This window comes from Amycolatopsis thermalba, from assembly GCF_003385215.1.
GTDB classification, from domain to species: domain Bacteria; phylum Actinomycetota; class Actinomycetes; order Mycobacteriales; family Pseudonocardiaceae; genus Amycolatopsis_E; species Amycolatopsis_E thermalba.
In genome coordinates this window covers 12,845-32,863 of the sequence record NZ_PQHW01000032.1, presented here as the reverse complement: position 1 = coordinate 32,863, position 20,019 = coordinate 12,845, and the positions used below count along the sequence as shown (strand labels likewise).

Here is a 20,019-nt window from a genome sequence, read left to right as displayed (position 1 = left end):
GAGCTGCCGCGAAGGTTACGTAGACTTTGCCGCGGCGATACGCCCCAGATCCCGCTGCGTCGGCCGGTTCCTCAGCGTCGAGGAGCCGGCCGGCGCAGCCGCCCCGCTCTCAGCACACGTGCTTGGCGCGCAGGACCGTGGTGAGCGCGTCGGTCACCCGGTCCGCGGACAGCGTCCCGTCGGCCGCCGCCTTCTCCATCGCGTCCAGCACGGTCGACACCCGGCCGCCCGAGGACCACAGCGCCTGGTCCGCGCCGGACTGCACGGCCTTCACCACCGCCTGCGGCAGCGGGTAGCGCTGGGTCACGGCCTTCATCGCGCCCAGGTCGTCGGTCAGGACCGGGCCGTCGAAGCCGAACTCGCCACGCAGCAGCCGATAGGCCGCCGGGGACAGCGACGCGGGTTCGCCACCGGTCAGGCCCGGCACGTCGAGGTGGCCGACCATCACGGCGGCGTCGCCGAACTCCGCGAGGTGCCGGTACGGCCGCAGGTCGTTGTCCCGCAGTTCGTCCAGCGGCGGAGTGGTCACCGAGCCCTGGTGCGAGTCGCCGGTGGCGCGTCCGTGGCCGGGGAAGTGCTTGAGCACCGGCTGGATCCCGGCGTCGGCCAGGCCGGCCGCGAAGGCCTGGGCGTAGCGCCGGGCGGTGTCCGGGTCGGAGCTGAACGAGCGGTCGCCGATGACCTCGCCGGCCGCGGCGTCGGTGAGGTCGAGGACCGGCGCGTAGTCGACGGTCACCCCGCGCGCGGCCATCGCCCGGCCGCGCTCGCGGGCGAGGTCGCGGACCTCGTCGGTCGTCATGGTCGCGGCCATCTTGCGGGCGCTGGGGATCGAGCCGTCCAGGTCGTCGAGCCGCTGGACCCGGCCGCCCTCGTCGTCGATCGCGACGGAGACGGGCAGCCGCGCGGCCTGCTGGACCTGGTCGAGGGCCTTGTTCTGGAGCAGCGCGGTGGCGTTGCCGCCGAGGAAGATGCCGCCGATCTGCTCGGCGCGCACCAGGTCGGCCGCACCGCGCGGATCCGACGCGTCGACCCCGACGACCACCAGCTGCGCGAGCCGCTGGCGGGGCGTGAGCTGGCCGATCACGGTCGCGCACGCGTCCGGCCCCTCGGCCGCGGCGATGCGCGGCTGCGGTGTGGGCGGGGCGGTCGGCGCGGCGGCCGGGGGCTGCTGCTCGGCTTCGTCGCCGCTGGCGTAGACGACCACGGCGGCGAGCAGGGCCCCGGCGGCCAGGACGAGCAGCAGTCGCCGGGTCAGGGGCTGGGCCGGCCTCATCGGCTGTCGGTGTTCCTTCCTGGCGGAATGGGGTTCGCCGCCACGGTAACCCAGCGGGTGGCGGGTCAAACGGGCCGTCGCCGGACCGGGTGAGGCCGGGCACGTGTGTGCTCACCCACGCACGGGTAGCCGGGAAGCATGCGAATCCCGCGTGACCGGCCTCGCACCCGCGAGGAATACCAGCGGGGCCTGCCCGGCTACCACGATCCGACCGCCGGGTTCGGTGGCGCCGCGCCCGCCTACAGCGCGCTGACGCTGCGGATCTGGCTCGCCGCGATCGGCATCCTTCTCGCGGCCGGGGCCGCCGTCCTGTTCGCCACGATCGAGATGTGGTGGGTGACGGTGCTGATGTCCCTGGTGGCGGTGGGGCTGGTGATCGACCTGGTCTGGGTCGTGCACCGCAAGCGCCGCGGCGAGCCTGGTTGACGCGCCCGCGCCCGGGTAGACCTGTGACATGAGGCGGCGATACGAGTTCCGCGACCGCCGGGAGGCGGCCGTGCAGCTGGGCGAGCTGCTCGGCGAGCGCGAATGGCGCGATCCGCTGGTGCTGGGGCTGGCGCGGGGCGGGGTGGTCGTCGGGCACGCGGTGGCCGAGGTGCTGGGTGCGCCGCTGGACGTCGCGGTCGCCCGCAAGATCGGCGCTCCCGGCCAGCCGGAATTCGGCGTCGGCGCGGTCACTCCGGACGGTCCGGCGTACTACGAGGAGCGGTCCCTGTCGATGCTCGGCCTGCGGCCGGCGCAACTGGTGGACATCTGCGCGGCGGAACGCGCCGAAGCTCGCCGGCGCGCGGTCGTCTACCAGCGCGGACGCCCGCCGCAGCCGCGGGCCGGACGGGACGTGCTGGTGGTCGACGACGGGCTGGCGACCGGCGTGACCGCGCGGGCGGCGCTGCGGGCGTTGCGGGCGGACCGGCCGCACAGCCTGGTCTTCGCCGCGCCGGTGTGCGCGCCGGACGCGGCGGCGGCGCTGAAGAGCGACGCCGACGAGGTGCTGTGCCTGCTGGCGCCGCACGGTTTCCGGTCCGTCGGCCAGTGGTACGCCGACTTCCGCCAGACCGAGGACGACGAGGTCATCGAGTTGCTGGAGACGCCATGACCGTTCCGCTCACCGTCGATCCCGGGCTCGAAGGCGACCTGACGGTGCCGTCCGACGCGATCGGCGTCGTCGTGTTCGCCCACGGATCGGGCAGTTCGCGGCGCAGCGCCCGCAACATCGCGGTGGCGCGCGAACTGCAGGACAACCGGTTCGCCACGCTGCTGTTCGACCTGCTCAGCCCGGACGAGGACCACGGCGACCGGCGGTTCGACATCGAGTTGCTGACCGAACGCCTGCGCGCGGCGATGGCCGAGCTGTCCCGGCGGCCGGACACGGCGCGGTTGCCGCTGGGCCTGTTCGGCGCGAGCACCGGTCCGGTGGCCGCGCTGCGGGCCGCGGCGGCGGAACCGGAGCGCGTGCGGGCGGTCGTCTCGCGCGGCGGCCGCCCCGACCTGGCCGGCGACGCCCTGGCGCGGGTGCGGAGCCCGACGCTGCTGATCGTCGGCGCCCGCGACGGGGAGGTGCTGCGGCTGAACCAGCAGGCGGCCACCGAGCTGGGCGGCCGGTACGACATCGAGATCGTCCCGAAGGCGACGCACCTGTTCGAGGAGGAGGGCGCGCTGGAGCGGGTGGCCCAGCTGGCGGCCGCCTGGTTCAGCGACCACCTGGTCGCCTAGGGTGGCAGTGCTTCAGCCGGGGCCTTCACGCACCTGCCATCGCGTGCGCGATGTGTGCGCGGCCCATCCGGCCGGGGACCGCGGAAGCGCGCCTAGGGCTTGCGCGCCACCGCGGCGAGGATGCGTGACTTCGACGGCGCCTCGGCGAACAGGGCGTGCTCGTCGGGGTGCCATTCGGGTGCGTAGACCAGCCCCGGCTCCACCAGTTCGAAGTCGCCGTAGAACTTCAGGAACTCCTCCCGCGAGCGGTACTGCCCGGGGTTCGTGGTGGTCTCGTAGTAGGCCTTGAGGTCGTCCAGCGCCCGGCGCTCCTCGTCGTCGGCCGGGTTCTCGTCGGTCAGCTGGCACATGATCAGGTACGAGCCGGGCGCGAGCTGGTCGCGGTAGAAGTCCAGCGCCGGGTGCGGCCGCTGCTCGTCCTTGATGAAGTGCAGCACCGCGTTGATCACCAGCGCCACCGGCTCGTCGAAGTCGATCACGCCCGTCTCGCCGACGCGCTCCCACAGGTCGATCGGCTCCAGCAGGTCCCCGGCGATCGCCCGGTGGCGGTCCGGGTCCGCGGCGTCGGCGAGCAGCAGCTGCGAGTGCGCCAGCGCGATCGGCTCGTTGTCGATGTAGACCACGGTGGTGTCCCGCTCGGGCCGGGCCTCGTCGGCGACCTCGTGCACGTTGCCCGCCGTCGGCAGGCCCGAGCCGATGTCGACGTACTGCCTGATCCCCGCCTTCGACGCGTACCGCACGGCACGGCCCAGGAACTGGCGGCACGCCACCGCGGAGTCCGGGATCAACGGGAGCCGGGCGCGCACCTTGTCGCCGAACGCGCGGTCGATCGCGTAGTTGTGGTTCCCGCCGATGAAGTAGTCGTACACCCGCGCCGCGGACGGCCGGTCGAGGCTTCCCTCGACGGCCCGCAGCACCTCGTCATCTGCCGCCATGTGACGAGTCTGCCACAACGCGTAAAGCGTTCACGGAAGGCCGACCAGATCACCCAGTTGCCGTGCGGTGTAGGCGAAATAGGCGTCCGCGGGATCGGCCGTGCCGGCGTACTGGCCGAACAGCTCGAAGCTGATCGCGCCGAAGAGGTGGGTCCACGCGGTCGTCAACCGGACGAGATCCGCCTCCGCGAGCGACGTGCCGAGCGCGGCCCGGACCCGGCGGGCCTGCTCGGCCAGTTCGCCGGACAGCGGCGGACCGGGCATCGCCGGCGCGAGGTCGGCGGCCTCCATGACGCGGACGAGCGCCTGCGCGACCCGGCTCGCGGGCGTGATCGTGTCCTGCGGCGCCTGGTAGCCGGGCACGGGGGAGCCGTAGATGAGCGAGTACTCGTGCGGGTTCCGCTTCGCCCAGTCCCGGGTGCCGTGCCAGATGCGCAGCCAGCGGTCGCGCGGCTCGGCGGACGGGTCGTCGGCGCGCTCGGCCGCTTCGCCGATCTCGTTGTAGGCGTCGATGATCAGCTCGGTCAGCAGGTGGTCGCGGCTGGGGAAGTAGCGGTACAGCGCGGACGACACCATCCCCAGCTCGCGGGCGACGGCGCGCAGGGACAGCCCGTGCGGGCCGACCTCGGCGAGCTGGCGTCGCGCCTCGTCCTTGATCTCGCGGGTCAGTTCGGCGCGAGCCCGTTCCCGTGCGGTCTTGCTGGCTGGCATGCCGCCGAGTCTGCCACGTGGGGAGATCGCCGCACAAATTAGAGAGCGCTGCTCTTGACAGTGAGATGCGAAGGCGTGTTCACTGATCTCAACAGAGAGCACTGCTCTCGCCGAAGGGAGATCCGAATGAACCGCTACCTGAAGCCGGGCAAGGGTGATGGCATCGCCAACGTGGTCGTCCAGTTCCTGACCAAGCTGGGTGTGAGCCTGGCCGGCAGCCGGGTGCTGCTGGTGCGCGGCCGCAAGTCCGGGGAGATCCGGTCGACGCCGGTGAACCTGCTGAAGATCGACGGGCAGCGGTACCTCGTCGCGCCGCGCGGGCACACGCAGTGGGTGCGCAACCTGCGCGCGGCGGGCGAGGGGCAGCTGCGGGTCGGGCGCCGGGTCGAGACGTTCCGGTTCGCCGAACTGGCCGACGAGGACAAGCCGGTGATCCTGCGCGCCTACCTGAAGCGGTGGGCGTGGGAGGTCGGCCGGTTCTTCGAGGGGGTCGACCACACCTCGTCCGACGAGGTGCTGCGGAACGTCGCGCCCGGCTTCCCGGTCTTCCGGATCACAGAAAGCGCTTGAGGTGCGCGAGGACGGCCTCCGGTTGCTCCTCGGCGAGGAAGTGTCCGCACTCGGGCAGTCCCTCGCCGGTGACGTTCTCGGCGTAGTCCCGCCAGATGTCCAATGTGGGCAGTGTGCCGAGGAGCCCGGTCTGTCCCCACAGCGCGAGGACCGGCATGGTGAGCTTGCGTCCGGCGTCGGCGTCGTCGTGCTCGGCGTCGTCCGGGAAGGACGCGCGGTAGTCGTCGAACCCGGCGCGCAGGGCGCCCGGCGCGGAGAACGCCCGGACGTACTCGGCGACCGCGTCCGGGGCCAGGCCCTGCCGCTGGTAGGTCCAGCGCTCGAAGAAGTACCCCAGGTAGGCGGGGATGTCCTTGCCCGCCAGCAGTTCCGGCAGGTCCGGCTGCAGGTGGAACAGCCAGTGCCAGTAGCCGCGGGCGACGCCCGCGTCGAGCCGCCGCCACATCTCGCGGGTCGGGATGATGTCGAGCACGGCCAGCCGCTCGACCTCGTCCGGGCGGTCCAGTGCCCACCGGTGCGCGACCCGGCCGCCCCGGTCGTGCCCGACGACGCTGGCCGACGTGAAGCCGAGTTCGTGCAGCAACGCCGAGACGTCGGCGGCCATCGTGCGCTTGTCGAAGCCCGTGCGTGGCTTGTCGGTGAGCCCGTAGCCGCGCAGGTCGGGCGCGATGACGGTGTGGTCCTGCGCGAGCGCGCCGAAGATCCGGTGCCAGCAGTAGGAGGTCTGGGGCCAGCCGTGCAGCAGGACGACCGGCGGTCCCTCGCCCGCTCGCCGGTAGTGCATGCGGATGCCGTTGACCGTCGCCATGTGCGAATCCATCTCTCACCTTTCTAACCGGTTATAGCGGTTAGAGTACCCTGGTCGTGGTGAGGACGCAGTGGGTTTTCGACGGTGGCCGTCCGTGTGTGGACCTGGTGAACACGCTCCGGGACCGGCACCGTGGCGGCCGTGAGCTGCTGACCTCGCCGTCCGCGCTGGTGGAGTGGCTGGTGCTGGCGGGTCTGCTGCCGCGGCCGGAGCCCGCCTCACCCGAGGCGCTGGAGGCGGCGATCGCGCTGCGGGAAGCCGTCGACCGGGTGACCCGGGGCGAGGGGCGGCCGGTCGACGTCCTGCGGTTGAACCGGCACGCCCGCGAGGCCCCGGTGCCCCAGTTGCGCATCGACGGGGACGGTGTCCCGCGCCGGCGGCTGGACGCCCGCGATCCCGTGGAAGGCGCTCTCGGTGCCCTCGCCGTCGACGCGATCGACCTGGCGGCCAGCGATGCCGACGTCCGGATCTGCGCGTACGACGACTGCGGCTTGCGGTTCGCGGACACCTCGCCGAAGCGCAACCGCCAGTGGTGCTCCATGTCGAGGTGCGGCAACCGGGCGAAGGCCCGCGCGCACTACGCCCGCACCCGCGGCCGTTGACGCTCGTCCTCCCCGCCTTGTAGTTTGAAACGCACGTTTCAGAGAGGCGGTGGCGGGGATGGGTGCGCAACGGACCGCCCTGGTGACCGGCGGCGCCACGGGCATCGGCGCCGAGATCACCTCCCGGCTGGCCACCGAGAAGATGACCGTCTACGTGGTCCAGCGGACCGAAGAGGACGCCAGCGTCGGCCGGAAACTGTTCGCCGAGCACCCGTTCCACGAGCTGATCCAGGTCGGCGCGCACGACCTCGCCACCGGAACCGGTTGCCGCGACGCGGTGGCCGAGTGCGTGCGGCACTTCGGGCGGCTCGACGTCCTCGTGAACAACGCCGGCATCAGCGGCTCCGCGGCCTTCGGCCCGGTGGAAAGCGCCGCCGACGAGCTGATCGACCGGGTCATCGACACCAACCTCAAGGCGCCGCTGCGCCTGGCCCGCGAAGCGTTCACCCAGCTCGTCCTGAACCAGGGCGTGATCGTCAACATCAGCTCGATCGCCGAATTCCAGGCCCAGCGCGACGTGCCGGCGTACGTGGCGAGCAAGGCCGGGCTCGGCGGACTGACCCGCGCGCTCGCCTGCGACCTCGCCCCGCACGGGGTCCGGGTCGTCGGCATCGCGCCCGGGGACATCGCCACAGGGACCAGCCGCAGCCCGGACTACACCGCCGCCGTCGGGCCGGTGAAGGAGACGCCCCTGGGCTTCGCCGGGGAACCGGCGGACGTCGCCGATCTCGTCGCCTGGGTGATCTCGGCGCAGGCCCGCTACGTCACCGGCACGACGATCGTCGTCGACGGCGGCCGCACCGCGTACTGACGCGGCAACCGGCGGCGCCCCGCACCCAGGGACGCCGCCGGCCCGGTCACCTCAGTGACCGCCCCCATGAGAAGCCCCGGGGTGGACGTGGAACCGCGCCACCTCGGGCGGGTGCACGACGAACGGCCGCATCATGCCTTCGTCCTCGTGGTCGAGGATGTGGCAGTGGTACATGAACTCACCGGTCGCCCCGGTGTGGTGCCCGGCCACGCTGACCCACTCGCCGGCCTGCACCTGGAAGGTGTCCTTCCAGCCCTCTTCGTACTTCTCCAGCGGCCTGCCCTCGCCCGGCACCGGCAGCGGCGCGGGCGTCCCGCCGGCGACGGTGTCGAACCCGATCACGTTCCCCGCCGCGTCCAGCGGGTAGGCGCGGCGCGTCAGGACCTGGAACTCGGCCAGGTGGATGTGCATCGGGTGGGTCGGCCCGCCCAGGTTGACGAAGTTCCAGATCGCCCACCGGTCGTGGTCGATGAAGAACGTGGTCGTGTCGTCGAACAGGCTCGCGACCATCCGGAACGTCCGCACCGCGCCGTCGGCCGGGTCGGTCAGCTGGATGAACCCCTCGGCCGGGAACCGCGCGGGCATCTCCGCCGGATCGGTGACCTCCTGCAGCTCCCACATCTGCGGGTGCGCCTCGCCCGCCGTGCCGGGCGGGACGAGCGCGACGAAGACGTGGTCGTGGTCCTCCGGCACCGTCGTCCCGTGGTGCAGCCGCACGTACGACGGTGAGATCACCTCCGGCAGCGTGAACGAGTCGTGCCGCTCCCGGTTCTCGACCCGGAACTGCATGACGTCCGGCTCGGTGCGGTCGGCCAGCGTGTCCCGCAACGTCAGGTTCTGCCCCTGGTACCGGCTGAAGTCGATCAGCACGTCCTCGCGCTCGGCGGGCGCCAGCACCAGGCCGTCCGCCGGGAACGCGGCCGGCGCGGGCAGCAGACCGCCGTCGGTGCCGATGATCCGCACCCCGTCGTTGTTGACGGTGCCGGTCTCGTCGATGAGGTTGAGCCGGCAGAACCGCGAGTTCGACGCGTTCAGCACGCGGAAGCGGTACCAGCGCGCGTCGACTTCGAGGTGCGGCCAGATGACGCCGTTGACCAGCGTGAACGGCCCGGTGAACGGGATCGGCACCTCAGGCCCGTCCGGTCCGGCCGGCGTGATGAACGGGATCTTGAACAGCAGCTGCCCGGTCAGCGCGCCGGTGGCGGGGTCGGTGTCGAGGTTGCGGTCGGTGATGATCAGCGGGATCTCCCGGTCCCCGGCGGGCAGGCCGGGCCCGTCCTCCTCGGCGTCGCGGATCAGGTACATCCCGGTGAGCCCGGCGAAGACGTTGAACCGGGTTACCGCCATCGCGTGGTCGTGGTACCAGAGCGTCGCCGAGGGCTGCCCGTTCGGGTACTCGGCGAGCTGGGCGGCCGGGCGCAGCACGCCGTTGTGCGCCCAGCCGTCGTTGCCACCGCCGGTGCGCGCGCCGTGCAGGTGCACCACGGTCCACGCGGGCAGCGCGGACACCCCGTCGATGATCTCGGCGCCGGGCAGCGGTGTGCCGTCCGGGTTGCGCCAGCCGGGCGTGCGCACCGGCGCGGTGATGTCGGTGAGTTCGGCGTGCTGCTGGACGGCGACCACCGGGATGGTGCCGTCGATGCCGTTGCTCCAGTTGACGCGCAGTTGCTTGCCGCTGCGCACTTCGATGGTCGGGCCGGGGAACTGGCCCTCGTAGGCCCACACCTCGGTTTCCGGCAGCTGGCTGTGCAGCCGGACGCGCGCGCGGACCAGGTCGATGGTGATTTCGTCCTGGTGCCACCACGAGTGCGGCCGGATCAGCGGCGGCACCCGCAGCGGGTCGGCGAATTTGGTGAGGCCGAAGTCCGGCCCGGTGACGGTCGTTGCTGGTTGCGTGATGACGTCGGTCATGAAGTCTTTCCCCCCAGAAAGCCCCCGGTGTCGGCCGGGTCATCCCGGCCCTTGCTGACACAGAGGGCGCCGGGGGTCAGCTGGATACACGCTCCCGCGGTTTCGCGGGAAACGGCGCCGGAACCGCGACCGCGCGGGCGATCGTGATCAGCAGGCCGATGTCCGCGGCGAGCGCGAGCCGCTGGGCCAGGCCGACGGGCAGCACGCCGGGCACCAGGTAGCTCACGCCGAACAGGAGCACGCCGCCGAGCGTCAGCAGCGTGAGCCGGGTGATCGCCGGGTGGGTCCGCAGCCGGGCGGGCAGGGTCCAGCCGAGTGCGGCCAGGCTCAGGAACGCGATGGCGCAGGCGTATTCGTGGATCTGCCCGCTGACCGGGTCGAACCGCTCCGGGTAGCTGGCGGGGAACAACGCGGCCGCGACGAGCCCGGTCGACCAGGCCCAGAACAGCACCTGGGTGGTCCGGCTGAGCCGGTGGCCGGCGGCCTTGACGGCGGTCAGCAACGCGACCGACCCGACGGCGATCGCGATCATGCTCGCGCCGAGCAGGCCGACCCCACCCTCCGCGAGCGCGTAGCTGGACAGCGTGTCCCACACCGGGTTGCGACCGCTGACCACGTGCAGGATGACGGCGGTGAACAGTCCCCAGCCGATCGCCACGTTCGCAACGAGCAGCCAGGGCCGGGCTCTTTCGCCCGGTGAAGCTCCGGAAATCCCCATGTGAACAGCTTTCCGCCGCGCGGGCCGCGGAAGATCCGGAGAAGTCCCCGATCTTTCCCCTAGGGCCGCCCGAACTCGACCAGCACCAGCGCCTGGTCGTCGTGGCGCTTGGCCCGCGGCCACCGCGCCCCGTCCGGATCGCCGTCCTCGGCCGCGCGGACGCCGTCGAGCACCGCGTCCACGCCCTGGGTGCGCGCCAGGTGCAAGGCTTCGGGCCAGGTGAACAGGCCGTAGTCGTCGACGCCGCAGGACACGCCGTCGCTGGCGAGCAGGACGGCGTCCAGTTCGGCGCGCGGCCAGCTGCGGGTCAGTGCGTGGGCGGCGGCCGTGGGATCGGCTTCGGCGACCCAGAACCCGCCGGGCTGGTTGCGCAGCGCTCGCACGGCTTCCTGCGTCCGCAACCGTCCGGTCCTCCGGAGCGTGTCCAGCCGCTCGTCGGCGAGCACGTCGACGGACCGTCCAAAGGCGACGATCGGACTGTCGGCCAGCACCAGGGCGTCCACGCGCTCGGTGTCCCAGCGCAGCATCGCGACCGTGCTCGACGGAGCCGATCCGGGGCGTAGGTCGTGTTTCCGCGTGACACCGGTGATCGCTCTGCGCAGAGCCGCGCGCAGGTCGCCGTCGCCGGTCAGTTCGTGGGCGAGTTCGGCCGCCAGGTGCTCGGAGTACCAGCCACCGGAGGGCTGGTCCGGATCGGCCGAGGTGGCGCCGTCGAGCACCGCGACGGCGTGGCCGAGCACGACCACGCGGTCCTCCGTGGGGCGGGGCCGGCCGTCGAGGCCGACGCCGGACCGCTCGGCGACGTGGATCACCCGCCCGACCCTAGCTGTCAACTTAGGTTGACGACATCCGGATGTCAACGTAGGTTGACATCATGACGAAGGCAACCGACCTGGCCGCCCGCGCCGGCGACCGCGATCCGCGGGTCGGCCTGCGTGCCGTGGCCGCGCTGCGGCGGCTGCTCGAACAGCTTGAAGCCGTCCAGGTGCGCAGCGCGCGGGCGCAGGGCTGGTCGTGGCAGGACATCGCGGCGGAGCTGGGCGTGAGCAGGCAGGCCGTGCACAAGAAGTACGGGAGGCAGTGATGTTCGAGAAGTTCACCGCGGACGCCCGCGAGGTGGTCGTCGAGGCGCAGCAGGACGCGATCCGCCTGGATTCGCCGCGAATCGATCCGCTGCACCTGCTGGTCGCGCTGCTGCGCTTCCCGGACAGCGGGGCCGGCCGGCTGCTGACCCGGTTCGGCGTGGCGCTCGACGACGTCGCCGCCGAAACCGCGCGGGTGCGGCGCCGGGGCGGCATCACCGAGGCCGACGCCGAGGCGCTCGGCGAGTTCGGCATCGACGTGGACGCGATCCTCGACCGCGTCGAGCAGGCGCACGGCCCGCACGCGCTCGCCGGCCGCACCGGCGGGCGGAAACGGCGGCACATCCCGTTCGCCGACGAGTCGAAGAAGGTGCTGCAGGTGTGCCTGAAGGAGGTGATTTCCTTGGGCGGCAAGGAACTCGGGTCCGAGCACATCCTGCTCGCCCTCACCGCGCTGCGCGGGCCCGCCGCCGACGTGCTCGCCCGGTTCGACGTGGACGCGCCGCGGGTCCGGCAGGCGTTAGCGTGACTCGCGCCAGGTGACGTGGCGGAGCAGGGCCTGGGTGAGCGGCCCGATGGCGAGCGCGTAGAGCACGGTTCCGGCGCCGACCGTGCCGCCGAAGAACCAGCCGGCCGCCAGCACGGTGAGTTCGATGCAGGTGCGCACCGCCCGGACGGACCACAGGTTGCGGGCGGCCACCCCGGTCATCAAGCCGTCGCGCGGGCCGGGGCCGAGCCGGGCACCCACGTACACCGCGGTCGCCACGGCGTTGAGCACGACGCCGCTGACCAGCAGCGCGATGCGCCAGCCGAGCGCGTGCTGGTCGGGCAGGACGGCGCGCACCAGGTCCACGGCCACCGCGACGACCAGCACGTTCGCCACCGTGCCCAGCCCGGGGCGCTGGCGGAGCGGGATCCACAGGGCGAGCACGCCGACCGACGTGAGCGCGACGACGGTGCCGAAGGTGAGGCCGGTGCGCTGCGCGAGGCCCTCGTGCAGGACGTCCCACGGGGACAGGCCGAGCCCGGCGCGCGTCATCATCGCCATGCTCGTGCCGTAGAGGGCGAGGCCGGCCATCAGCTGGGTGAGCCGGCGCGCGGGGCTGACCGAGACGCGCACCGGCCGTAGATCGATTGCAGTCACGGCGTCCACTTTGCGGGCCAGTGGACTGGATAACCAGAGCCAATCTGCAATAATTGGATTTCATGGACCCTATCGGCCGCATCTCGGCTCGCAGATTGGCTCTCGTCCTCGGGGCTTGGCGGCGCAACGGCTCACGTCAGGGCGCGGCGGACCTGGCGGCGGCGATCGAGCTGGGAGTCCTCGACGGCCAGCTGCCGGTCGGCACCCGGTTGCCGGCGGAACGGGAACTCGCCGAGGCACTGGACGTCAGCCGCACGCTCGTCGCGGCCGCCCTGGACCGCCTGCGCGAGGCGGGGCTGGTCGCCAGCAGGCGGGGCGCGGGGTCGTGGATCACCGCGCCCCGCGGGCGGGTGCTCGACCCCGCGCCGCCCGACAGCCCGCAGGCGATCGACCTGGTCCGCGCGGCGACGCCGGCCGTCCCGGGCGTGATGGCGGCGGTCGACCGGGCGCGGCTGCTGCTGGTCGACGAACTCGGCGGGCACGGCTACACCGGCCGCGGCCTCCCGCTGCTGCGCGAGCGCATCGCCGACCGGTACACCGCGCGCGGCCTGCCCACGTCACCGGCGCAGATCATGATCACCAACGGGGCGCACCACGCGTTCGTCCTCGTGCTGCGGATGCTGACCCACCCCGGCGACCGGGTCCTGGTGGAACAGCCGACGTACCCGAACGCCCTGGAGGCGATCCGCGCCGCGCACACCACGCCGGTGCCGGTCGCGCTGGGCGAGCACGGGTGGGACCTGGCCGGGCTGGAGGCCGCGGTGCGCCAGACCGCGCCCCGGATGGCGCACCTCATCGTCGACTTCCACAACCCGACGGGCGCCCGGCTCGACGCGGCCGGCCGGGAGGGGCTGGGGGCGCTGCTGGCGCGCACGCAAACGCATGCGGTGGTCGACGAGACGTTCGCCGAGCTGGACCTGGACGGCGATCCGCTCGACGGTCCGCCGCCGCTGGCCACGTTCGCCGGCGACTGGGCGATCACCGTGGGGACGGCGTCCAAATCGCACTGGGGCGGGCTGCGGATCGGCTGGATCCGGGCGTCGGAGGACCTGGTGACGCGGCTGTCCTCGTCCCGGTTCGCGTCGGACCTCGGGTCGCCGGTGTTCGAGCAGCTGGTGGTGGCGGAACTGCTGGACGCGGGCGACTCCGTGCTGACGTTGCGCCGTGCCGACCTGCGTGCCCAGCGGGAGGCGCTGGCCGAGGCCGTGCGGCGGGACCTGCCGGACTGGCGGTTCCGCGTGCCGGCCGGCGGGTTGTCGCTGTGGTGCCGCCTCCCGGAGCCGATGAGCACGCGCCTGGCGGTCGCCGCGGCCAACCACGGGGTCCAGGTGGCGCCCGCGTCCCGGTTCAGCGCCCAGGGCGGGCTCGAACACTGGCTGCGGCTGCCGTACGCCCAGCCGGCGGAGCGCCTGACCGAGGCCGTCACGCGGCTGGCGCTGGCCGCCGCTTCGGTGCGCGGCGCCCCGGCCGACGATCTGCCGGTGGCCTGAAACAGCCGGTGCGCTGGTCGTCTGCCTGCCGTCCCAGGGAAAGTACGGCTGACGACGTCCAGCGCACCGGCTGCGGGGCACCCGGCCCGGATCGCTCCGGGCCGGGCTCCACGGTGACCCGCCGGCACCGCCCCTCGACGTGCCGGCGGGTCATCGCGGCTAGGCACGCATCCGGCTTCCGCTCGGCGCGGTGAGCGGAAGCTCCGGACACGTGCCCGGTTGGGGCCCCGGCGTCGCGGGGGCATCGCGACGCCGGGACCAGCACCCGACCGGCCAGGCGCGGTTGGTCGGTCGGGAAGTCTGAAGTGGCCGTCGAACGGCGCTTCGGAACGGGCGCGCTAGTTGATCTTGTTGTGGACGCGGGTCGCCTGTGTGACCGTGTCTCGCGTCAGTCGGGCGAGGTGGGCGGTAGGCCCGCTTCCGTGCCCATACCCACAAAACCGCTGGTCAGCGCTCCCACGATCGGCTGAACCGGCTCGGCGGCGGCGCGCGGGCCGAGAACGGCCATCAGGTCGCGGCCGCCGTTGCCCGAGTCGTGGGAGACGGTGATGACGACGCCGGGGTCGCCCGGGTCGGTGGGTGCCGGGGGCGGCGGGCCGTTGTCCGCCCGCACCGGGACCGGGAGGTCCAGGTGCCGAGGTGGCGCCGGCGCCTCGGCGTGCTTGACGGCCGGGGCGTGGTGGGCGACGGCGTGCACCGGTTCCGCGGGAGTTGGTTCCGCGGGAGCCGGCGGCGCGGATTTCGGGGCGGCCGCCGCCGGCTGGGTGATCACCGGTTCGGCCTCGGTTTTCGCCACCGGTTCCGGCTCGACCGGTTCGGACGGTGCGTCCGGAGCGACGGTCTGAACGGTCTGGCCGACGATTTCGACGATCGGGTGCGTGGCCTGATCCGCCGTTTCGGTGACGGTCGTCAGTGTTGTTTCAGCCGTTTCGGTGACGGCCGAAAGTGTCGTGCCGACCGTGCCGGTGACGTCGCCGACGAGTCCGGTCATCGCGCCGAGCAGGTTCGGCTGCTGCTGGGCCGCGACGGTGTCCGGTTCGGACGGCGCCTCGTCGGCCGCGGCCGGCGGTGCCCCGAGGACCGTGGTGAGCAGCCAGCCGGCGAGCACGAATCCGCCCGCGAGCAGCAGTTTGAGTTCGACCGGAAGTGGCCGCGCGGAGTGGCGCACGCGGATCGCGTCGCGCATCGCCACCACCACCGTCCACGAACGACTACGGGAAGTTTGTTCCGGCCTGGTCATCGGGTGTGCTGATCCCGGCCTGATTTCTCCTGCCGGTGGCGAGTGTTTCACCTCGAAAGCGATCGATCCAGCCCCGTACGGCGGAACCCTGGTTCCGCCTTCCGTGTGGCTGTTCGTTAGTTGATCACGGTGCGTGTGCGTAGTTTTACTCAACTTCTCGCCTACCAGCGGTTTTCGGGAGCTGTCCGCGTGGCGGTGCCATCTGAGTCGGGACCGGTGATCACGAGGGGTTCCATGACCGAAATCGAACTGATCGACTTGCTGGCGCGCGCGTGGCGTGGTGACCAGGGCGCGTGGTCCGCGTTGGTGCGGGGGCTGTCGGTGGTGGTCCTGCGGGTGGCGCGGGCGCACCGCCTGGGGGAGGCCGATGTGTCCGACGTCTGCCAGAACACGTGGGTGTCCCTGGCGCAGCTGCGGGAGCTGCGCGACCCGGCCCGTCTACCCGGCTGGCTGGCGACGACCGCCCGGCGGCAGGCGTTGCGGGTGCTGGAGTCGCGGCGTCAGGAGGTGCCCGCGGAGTGCGACCGGGCGGACGAGGGCCTCGCCCCGGAGCGCCAGGTACTGACCGCCGAACGGGACGCGGTGTTGCGCCAGGGGGTGGCCGCGCTGCCCGGCCCGCAGAGGCGCCTGGTGGAGCTCCTGCTGCAAGACCCACCCGCGACGCACGCCGAAATCGCGGCCGAGCTGGGCGTCGCGGTGGGCAGCGTGGGTCCGCTGAGGCGCCGAGCGCTGGACCGCCTACGCCGATACCTGGAGGCACGCGGCTACGACCACCCGTGATGGGGTTTGGGCCACGTGGACGTGGTCGGGTGGTGCTCGTCGCGGCCACCGCGCGGGCACCACCCACCGCGGCTCTTGCGTCGCTGTGTGCGCGCTTGGCGCGGTGGCCGGGGTTGGTGGTGGGGCTGTGTGGGCGTTGCCGGTGGAGTTCGCCGGAGCGGTTTCGCGCACCACCCACCCCGGCTCTTGCGTCGCTGTCGAAGCGCGCGCTTTGGCGCAGTGGCCGGGCGCGCGGCGGGGGCGTCCTGAGCGTGTTCCGGTGGACTTCACCGAGCCGTCGCCCACCACCCGCCGAGGCCGCCGTGGCGCTCTCGAAGCCGCGCTCTTCGCCCCGCGGGCCGTCGCGCCTCATGGCCCACCTGGGCGTGGCTCGATGGTGCTCGTCGAGCCGGGAGAGAAGCGCACCCTCGGCCGTGTCCACACGACCACCCCCGAGGGTGCGCCTCCCCACGCCGTCCGTCGCCGCTCGCTGGTCAGGTCCGGGGTCAAGCCAGCTTGTGCAGCCGCTCGATCGCCTCGTCCAGCACCTCGTCCCGCTTGCAGAACGCGAACCGCAGCACGTGGCGCCACTCCGCCGGGTGGTCGGTGAACACGCTGACCGGCACGGCCGCCACCCCGACCCGCTCCGGCAGCTGCCAGGCCAGCTCGGCGGCGTCCGTGAAGCCCAGCGGCCGCACGTCGGCGCACACGAAGTACGTCCCGAGGCTCGGCCGCACCGCGAAGCCCGCCGCCGCCAGTCCCGCCGACAGCCGGTCGCGCTTGGCCGCCAGCGACGTCCGCAACGACTCCACCCACGGCAGCTCGTGGTCGAGCGCGTGCGCGACCGCCGGTTGCAACGGCCCGCCCGACACGAACGTCATGAACTGCTTCGCCGCCCGCACCGCCGCCACGAGCTCGGGGCTGCTGCACACCCAGCCGATCTTCCAGCCCGTGCAGTTGAACGTCTTGCCCGCGCTGGAGATCGACACCGTCCGATCGCGCATCCCGGGGAACGCGGCCAGCGGCACGTGCTCGGCGTCGTCGAAGACCAGGTGCTCGTACACCTCGTCGGTCACCGCGATGAGGTCCCGCTCGCAGCACAACTCCGCGATCGCCGAGAGTTCCTCGCGCGTGAAAACGGTTCCGGTGGGGTTGTGCGGCGAGTTCACCAGGACCGCCCGGGTCGCCGGGGTGACCGCGGCCCGCAGCGCGGCGAGGTCGAGCGCGAACCGCCCGTCGGCGCCCTCGACCAGCGACACCACCCGCCGGGCCGCGCCCGCCATCGCGACCGCGGCCGCGTACGAGTCGTAGTACGGCTCGATCACCACGACCTCGTCGCCGGGCTCGGTCAGCGCGAGCAGCGCGGCGGAAATGGCCTCCGTGGCTCCCGCGGTGACGAGGATCTCGCTGTCCGGGTCGTAGGACAACCCGTAGCGCGCCCGGTGCCGCGCGATCGCCGCGCGCAGCTCCGGCCGGCCGGGGCCCGGCGGGTACTGGTTCGCGCCGCCGAACAGCGCGTTCTTCGCGGCGTCGAGCATTCCGGACGGTCCGTCGGTGTCCGGGAAGCCCTGGCCGAGGTTGACCGCTCCGGTTCGCACCGCGAGTGCGGTCATCTCCGCGAAGATGGTCGACGTGAACGGCCGCAGCCGGGGGACGAGAGCTGGTTCGCGCATAATGGCCGATCCTCACGGACAATGGGGTCGTGGAGCAACTGACCCCCGCTGACGTCAGCCTTCCCCCGGTCCCGGACCAGGAGGGCAAGCGGCGGGCGCTGCGCCGGATGAAGCTGGTGGCGCTCGCCTTCCTGCTCGGCGCGACCGTGATCTTCCTGCTGGCCACGTGGGCCCAGTCGGCCGGCTGGCCGGGCTGGGTCGGGTACGTGCGTGCCGCCGCCGAGGCCGGGATGGTCGGCGCGCTGGCGGACTGGTTCGCCGTGACCGCGCTGTTCCGGCGGCCGCTGGGTCTGCCGATCCCGCACACGGCGATCATCCCCAGCAAGAAGAACATGATCGGCAGCAGCCTCGGCGAGTTCGTCGGCACGAACTTCCTGTCCGAGCACGTGGTCCGCGACAAGCTGCAGCGCGTCCAGGTCTCCCGGCGGTTCGGGGAGTGGCTGGCCAAGCCGGAGAACGCCGAGCGGGTCACCTCCGAGCTCGCCACCGTCGTGCGCGGCGTGGTGACCGTGCTCAAGGACGAGGACGTGCAGGCCGTCATGGAGCAGGCGGTCGTGCGGCGGGTCGTCGAGCAGCCGTGGGGCCCGCCGCTGGGCAAGCTGCTGCAGCAGGTCTTCGCCGACGGCGCGCACTACAAGCTCGTGGACCTGATGTGCGACCGCGCGTACGAGTGGGTGCGCGACAACCACGCGACCGTGCTTCGCGTGGTCTCCGACCGCGCGCCGAGCTGGTCGCCCAAGTTCGTCGACGCCATGCTGGCCGACAAGGTCTACGGCGAGGTCCTCTCGTTCGCGTGGGCGGTGAAGACCGACGTGAACCACCCGATGCGCCTGGCCCTGGACAAGTTCCTCGGCGAGTTCGCGCAGGACCTGCAGAACGACCCGGAGACCATGGCCCGCGCCGAGCAGGTCAAGCAGCAGATCCTCGACCACCCCGACGTGCAGAAGCTGATCGGTTCGGCGTGGAGCACCGCGAAGGGCATGCTGCTCAACGCGGCGGAGGACCCGTCCAGCGAGCTGCGCCGGCGCGTCCGCGAGGGCCTGCGGACCCTGGGCGAGCGCCTGGTGTCCGACGAGGGCCTCGGCGGCAAGGTGGACGGATGGGTCCAGGGCGCCGCCGCCTACGTCGTGCGCAACTATTCGACCGAGATCACCACGATCATCACCGACACCGTCGAGCGCTGGGACGCCGAGGAAACCTCGCGCAAGGTCGAGCTACAGGTCGGCCGGGACCTCCAGTTCATCCGGATCAACGGCACCGTCGTCGGCGCGCTCGCCGGCCTGGTGATCTACACCGTGGCGCAGCTGCTGTTCTGACCAGCCGCCTGGTGGTCCCCGGCCTGCTGTCCCGCCCGGCCTGCTGTCCCGCCCGGCCTGCTGTCGCGCCCGGCCTGGTGTTCCGCCCGGCCTGGTGTTCCGCTCGGCCTGGTGTTCCGCCCGGCCTGCTGTTCCGCCCATCCACGGTCGCGCCCAGCCGGGTTGCTGCGCCGGCCAGGGTTGCGCCCAGGCGGGTAGCGGCGTGCGGGGTAGCGGCGTGCCGGGCTTGTGGCCGGCCGGCGTTGTAGTCGCCGGGGTAGCGGCCAGCCGGGGCGGGGTAGCGACGCGATGGGCTCGCGGCCGGCCGGGGCTGCGCCGAGCCGGGGTTGCGGCTCGCCGCGGTTACGCCGAGTCGGAGTTGCGCAGAGCGGCGTTACCTCCGGTCGGCGTTGCGCCCAGCTGGTTTGCGTCCCGCCAGGGTTGCGTCGAGCCGACGTTTGCGTCCCACTCGGTGTGGCGCCCAGCCGGCCGTTTCGCCGGCCTGCTGCCACGCGGCCCCGCCGGTGTTGCAACCAGCCCGCCGGTGTTGCAACCAGCCCGCCGTTGTGCCAAGCAGCCTGTTCTGTCAGCCCGCTGTTGTGCCCATGGGTGCGCCCCGTCAGTTGTCGCGAGGAGCCAGCCCCCGTTGCGATCAGTCGGTCCCTGTTCCGAACCGCCCGGTGTCAGCCAATCCGCGACCGGCGCGGAGTTCTGCCCAGCCCTGCCCCGGTTGTCCACAGGTGGATGAGTTGTCCACAGGTGCGCTGTGGGCAACTCGACCGGCAATTCAGGCTTGACGTTGCCGCCAGCTGCGCGCCTTCTCCCGGTTGCCGCACACCCGCATCGAGCACCAGGTGCGCGACCGGTTGCGGGACTCGTCGTAGAACGCCCAGCGACAGTCGTCCGCCGGGCAGATCTTCACGCGTGACCACTGACCGAGCACGGCCAGGCGGGCGGCCGCGGCCATCACCGCCCCGACGGCGTCGCGCGCGACCAGAGCCGGGCCGTCGGGAGCCAGTTGGACCGTGACCGGAACCGTCAGCGGCGACGGCCTCAGGGTGTCGCCTACCGCGGCGCGCAGGGCCGCGCGGGCGGACCGCGCCGCGGACACCGGACCTGCTTCCAGTCCGCGTTCGTGGCTCCATCCGCGCCAGCCGGCCGCGTTCGTGAGCACATCAGTGTCGTCCTCCACGTCGAGGGTATTGAGGAAATCCACCACGAGGGACACGTCCGCCGAGCTCACGTGACCAGTGTAAGCCGAACGGTGGTTGCGGACGTATCGCG

At 72.6% G+C, this 20,019-nt stretch carries 22 protein-coding genes; 11 read left to right on the top strand and 11 right to left on the bottom strand.

Annotated elements, in window-relative coordinates:
* Positions 1-109: 109 nt before the first annotated feature.
* Positions 110-1,273: a glycoside hydrolase family 3 N-terminal domain-containing protein gene (locus D0D15_RS15325; RefSeq protein ID WP_094003653.1), complete on the bottom strand. Its 1,164-nt coding sequence runs from the start codon at positions 1,271-1,273 to the stop codon at positions 110-112.
* A gap of 138 nt (positions 1,274-1,411) precedes the next feature.
* Between D0D15_RS15325 and D0D15_RS15320 the strand changes: the two genes are divergently transcribed.
* From D0D15_RS15320 to D0D15_RS15310, 3 genes are read left to right on the top strand one after another with little or no spacing between them, the layout of a single operon-like run.
* Positions 1,412-1,699 carry a DUF6343 family protein gene (locus D0D15_RS15320; protein WP_094003654.1) on the top strand — a complete coding sequence of 96 codons (288 nt, stop codon included), beginning with the start codon at positions 1,412-1,414 and terminating at the stop codon, positions 1,697-1,699.
* A 28-nt stretch (positions 1,700-1,727) separates the two neighbouring features.
* Entirely contained in the window at positions 1,728-2,369 is a 642-nt protein-coding gene (locus D0D15_RS15315) for a phosphoribosyltransferase (RefSeq protein ID WP_115944520.1), read from the top strand.
* The gene (locus D0D15_RS15310; protein ID WP_115944519.1) at positions 2,366-2,986 is read left to right on the top strand and encodes a dienelactone hydrolase family protein; all 621 of its coding nucleotides are present in this window, start codon (positions 2,366-2,368) and stop codon (positions 2,984-2,986) included. Before D0D15_RS15315 ends, D0D15_RS15310 begins: the two co-directional genes overlap by 4 nt.
* Positions 2,987-3,078: 92 nt before the next feature.
* Here D0D15_RS15310 and D0D15_RS15305 read toward each other — a convergent pair whose 3' ends face one another.
* Positions 3,079-3,921 carry an SAM-dependent methyltransferase gene (locus tag D0D15_RS15305; RefSeq protein WP_115944518.1) on the bottom strand — a complete coding sequence of 281 codons (843 nt, stop codon included), beginning with the start codon at positions 3,919-3,921 and terminating at the stop codon, positions 3,079-3,081.
* A 30-nt stretch (positions 3,922-3,951) separates the two neighbouring features.
* Complete coding sequence (locus D0D15_RS15300; protein ID WP_094003658.1) at positions 3,952-4,632, bottom strand: TetR/AcrR family transcriptional regulator; 681 nt, start codon at positions 4,630-4,632, stop codon at positions 3,952-3,954.
* Positions 4,633-4,758: 126 nt separating this feature from the next.
* On the opposite strand from D0D15_RS15300, the gene D0D15_RS15295 reads away from it, so the two are divergent.
* Positions 4,759-5,202: a nitroreductase family deazaflavin-dependent oxidoreductase gene (locus D0D15_RS15295; protein WP_094003659.1), complete on the top strand. Its 444-nt coding sequence runs from the start codon at positions 4,759-4,761 to the stop codon at positions 5,200-5,202.
* On the opposite strand, the gene D0D15_RS15290 is transcribed toward D0D15_RS15295, so the two are convergent.
* Positions 5,186-6,022, bottom strand: a complete 837-nt coding sequence (locus D0D15_RS15290) for an alpha/beta fold hydrolase (RefSeq protein WP_094003660.1) — start codon at positions 6,020-6,022, stop codon at positions 5,186-5,188. The genes D0D15_RS15295 and D0D15_RS15290 overlap by 17 nt on opposite strands.
* A 44-nt stretch (positions 6,023-6,066) precedes the next feature.
* Between D0D15_RS15290 and D0D15_RS15285 the strand changes: the two genes are divergently transcribed.
* Entirely contained in the window at positions 6,067-6,612 is a 546-nt protein-coding gene (locus tag D0D15_RS15285; protein WP_094003661.1) for a CGNR zinc finger domain-containing protein, read from the top strand.
* A gap of 58 nt (positions 6,613-6,670) precedes the next feature.
* Positions 6,671-7,423: an SDR family NAD(P)-dependent oxidoreductase gene (locus D0D15_RS15280; protein WP_094003662.1), complete on the top strand. Its 753-nt coding sequence runs from the start codon at positions 6,671-6,673 to the stop codon at positions 7,421-7,423.
* Between the two features lie 51 nt (positions 7,424-7,474).
* On the opposite strand, the gene D0D15_RS15275 is transcribed toward D0D15_RS15280, so the two are convergent.
* The 3 genes from D0D15_RS15275 to D0D15_RS15265 form a co-directional block, all read right to left on the bottom strand.
* Positions 7,475-9,334: a multicopper oxidase family protein gene (locus tag D0D15_RS15275; RefSeq protein ID WP_115944517.1), complete on the bottom strand. Its 1,860-nt coding sequence runs from the start codon at positions 9,332-9,334 to the stop codon at positions 7,475-7,477.
* Between the two features lie 76 nt (positions 9,335-9,410).
* Positions 9,411-10,052, bottom strand: coding sequence for a DUF998 domain-containing protein (locus D0D15_RS15270; protein WP_094003664.1), 642 nt, complete (start codon positions 10,050-10,052; stop codon positions 9,411-9,413).
* A 59-nt stretch (positions 10,053-10,111) separates the two neighbouring features.
* On the bottom strand, positions 10,112-10,864 hold the full coding sequence (locus tag D0D15_RS15265; protein ID WP_094003665.1) for a PP2C family serine/threonine-protein phosphatase: 753 nt from the start codon (positions 10,862-10,864) through the stop codon (positions 10,112-10,114).
* 62 nt (positions 10,865-10,926) lie between these two features.
* Between D0D15_RS15265 and D0D15_RS15260 the strand changes: the two genes are divergently transcribed.
* The gene (locus D0D15_RS15260; RefSeq protein WP_094003666.1) at positions 10,927-11,136 is read left to right on the top strand and encodes a helix-turn-helix domain-containing protein; all 210 of its coding nucleotides are present in this window, start codon (positions 10,927-10,929) and stop codon (positions 11,134-11,136) included.
* Positions 11,136-11,663 (top strand): Clp protease N-terminal domain-containing protein, encoded by a 528-nt coding sequence (locus D0D15_RS15255; protein WP_094003667.1) that lies wholly within the window; start codon positions 11,136-11,138, stop codon positions 11,661-11,663. Before D0D15_RS15260 ends, D0D15_RS15255 begins: the two co-directional genes overlap by 1 nt.
* Here the strand turns inward: D0D15_RS15255 and yczE are convergent.
* Positions 11,655-12,278, bottom strand: a complete 624-nt coding sequence (gene yczE, locus D0D15_RS15250; protein ID WP_162830578.1) for a membrane protein YczE — start codon at positions 12,276-12,278, stop codon at positions 11,655-11,657. The genes D0D15_RS15255 and yczE overlap by 9 nt on opposite strands.
* A 62-nt stretch (positions 12,279-12,340) precedes the next feature.
* On the opposite strand from yczE, the gene yczR reads away from it, so the two are divergent.
* A complete protein-coding gene (gene yczR, locus D0D15_RS15245; RefSeq protein WP_094003669.1) occupies positions 12,341-13,768 on the top strand; it encodes a MocR-like transcription factor YczR in 1,428 nt (475 codons plus the stop codon).
* A gap of 388 nt (positions 13,769-14,156) precedes the next feature.
* On the opposite strand, the gene D0D15_RS15240 is transcribed toward yczR, so the two are convergent.
* Positions 14,157-14,954, bottom strand: a complete 798-nt coding sequence (locus D0D15_RS15240; protein WP_233157075.1) for a hypothetical protein — start codon at positions 14,952-14,954, stop codon at positions 14,157-14,159.
* Positions 14,955-15,242: 288 nt separating this feature from the next.
* On the opposite strand from D0D15_RS15240, the gene D0D15_RS15235 reads away from it, so the two are divergent.
* A complete protein-coding gene (locus D0D15_RS15235) occupies positions 15,243-15,788 on the top strand; it encodes an RNA polymerase sigma factor (protein WP_094003671.1) in 546 nt (181 codons plus the stop codon).
* Between the two features lie 485 nt (positions 15,789-16,273).
* On the opposite strand, the gene D0D15_RS15230 is transcribed toward D0D15_RS15235, so the two are convergent.
* Positions 16,274-17,440, bottom strand: coding sequence for a pyridoxal phosphate-dependent aminotransferase (locus D0D15_RS15230; protein WP_094003672.1), 1,167 nt, complete (start codon positions 17,438-17,440; stop codon positions 16,274-16,276).
* 29 nt (positions 17,441-17,469) lie between these two features.
* Between D0D15_RS15230 and D0D15_RS15225 the strand changes: the two genes are divergently transcribed.
* Complete coding sequence (locus D0D15_RS15225; protein ID WP_094003673.1) at positions 17,470-18,756, top strand: DUF445 domain-containing protein; 1,287 nt, start codon at positions 17,470-17,472, stop codon at positions 18,754-18,756.
* A 766-nt stretch (positions 18,757-19,522) separates the two neighbouring features.
* Here D0D15_RS15225 and D0D15_RS15220 read toward each other — a convergent pair.
* The gene (locus tag D0D15_RS15220) at positions 19,523-19,978 is read right to left on the bottom strand and encodes a CGNR zinc finger domain-containing protein (protein ID WP_094003674.1); all 456 of its coding nucleotides are present in this window, start codon (positions 19,976-19,978) and stop codon (positions 19,523-19,525) included.
* Between the last annotated feature and the right edge of the window lie 41 nt (positions 19,979-20,019).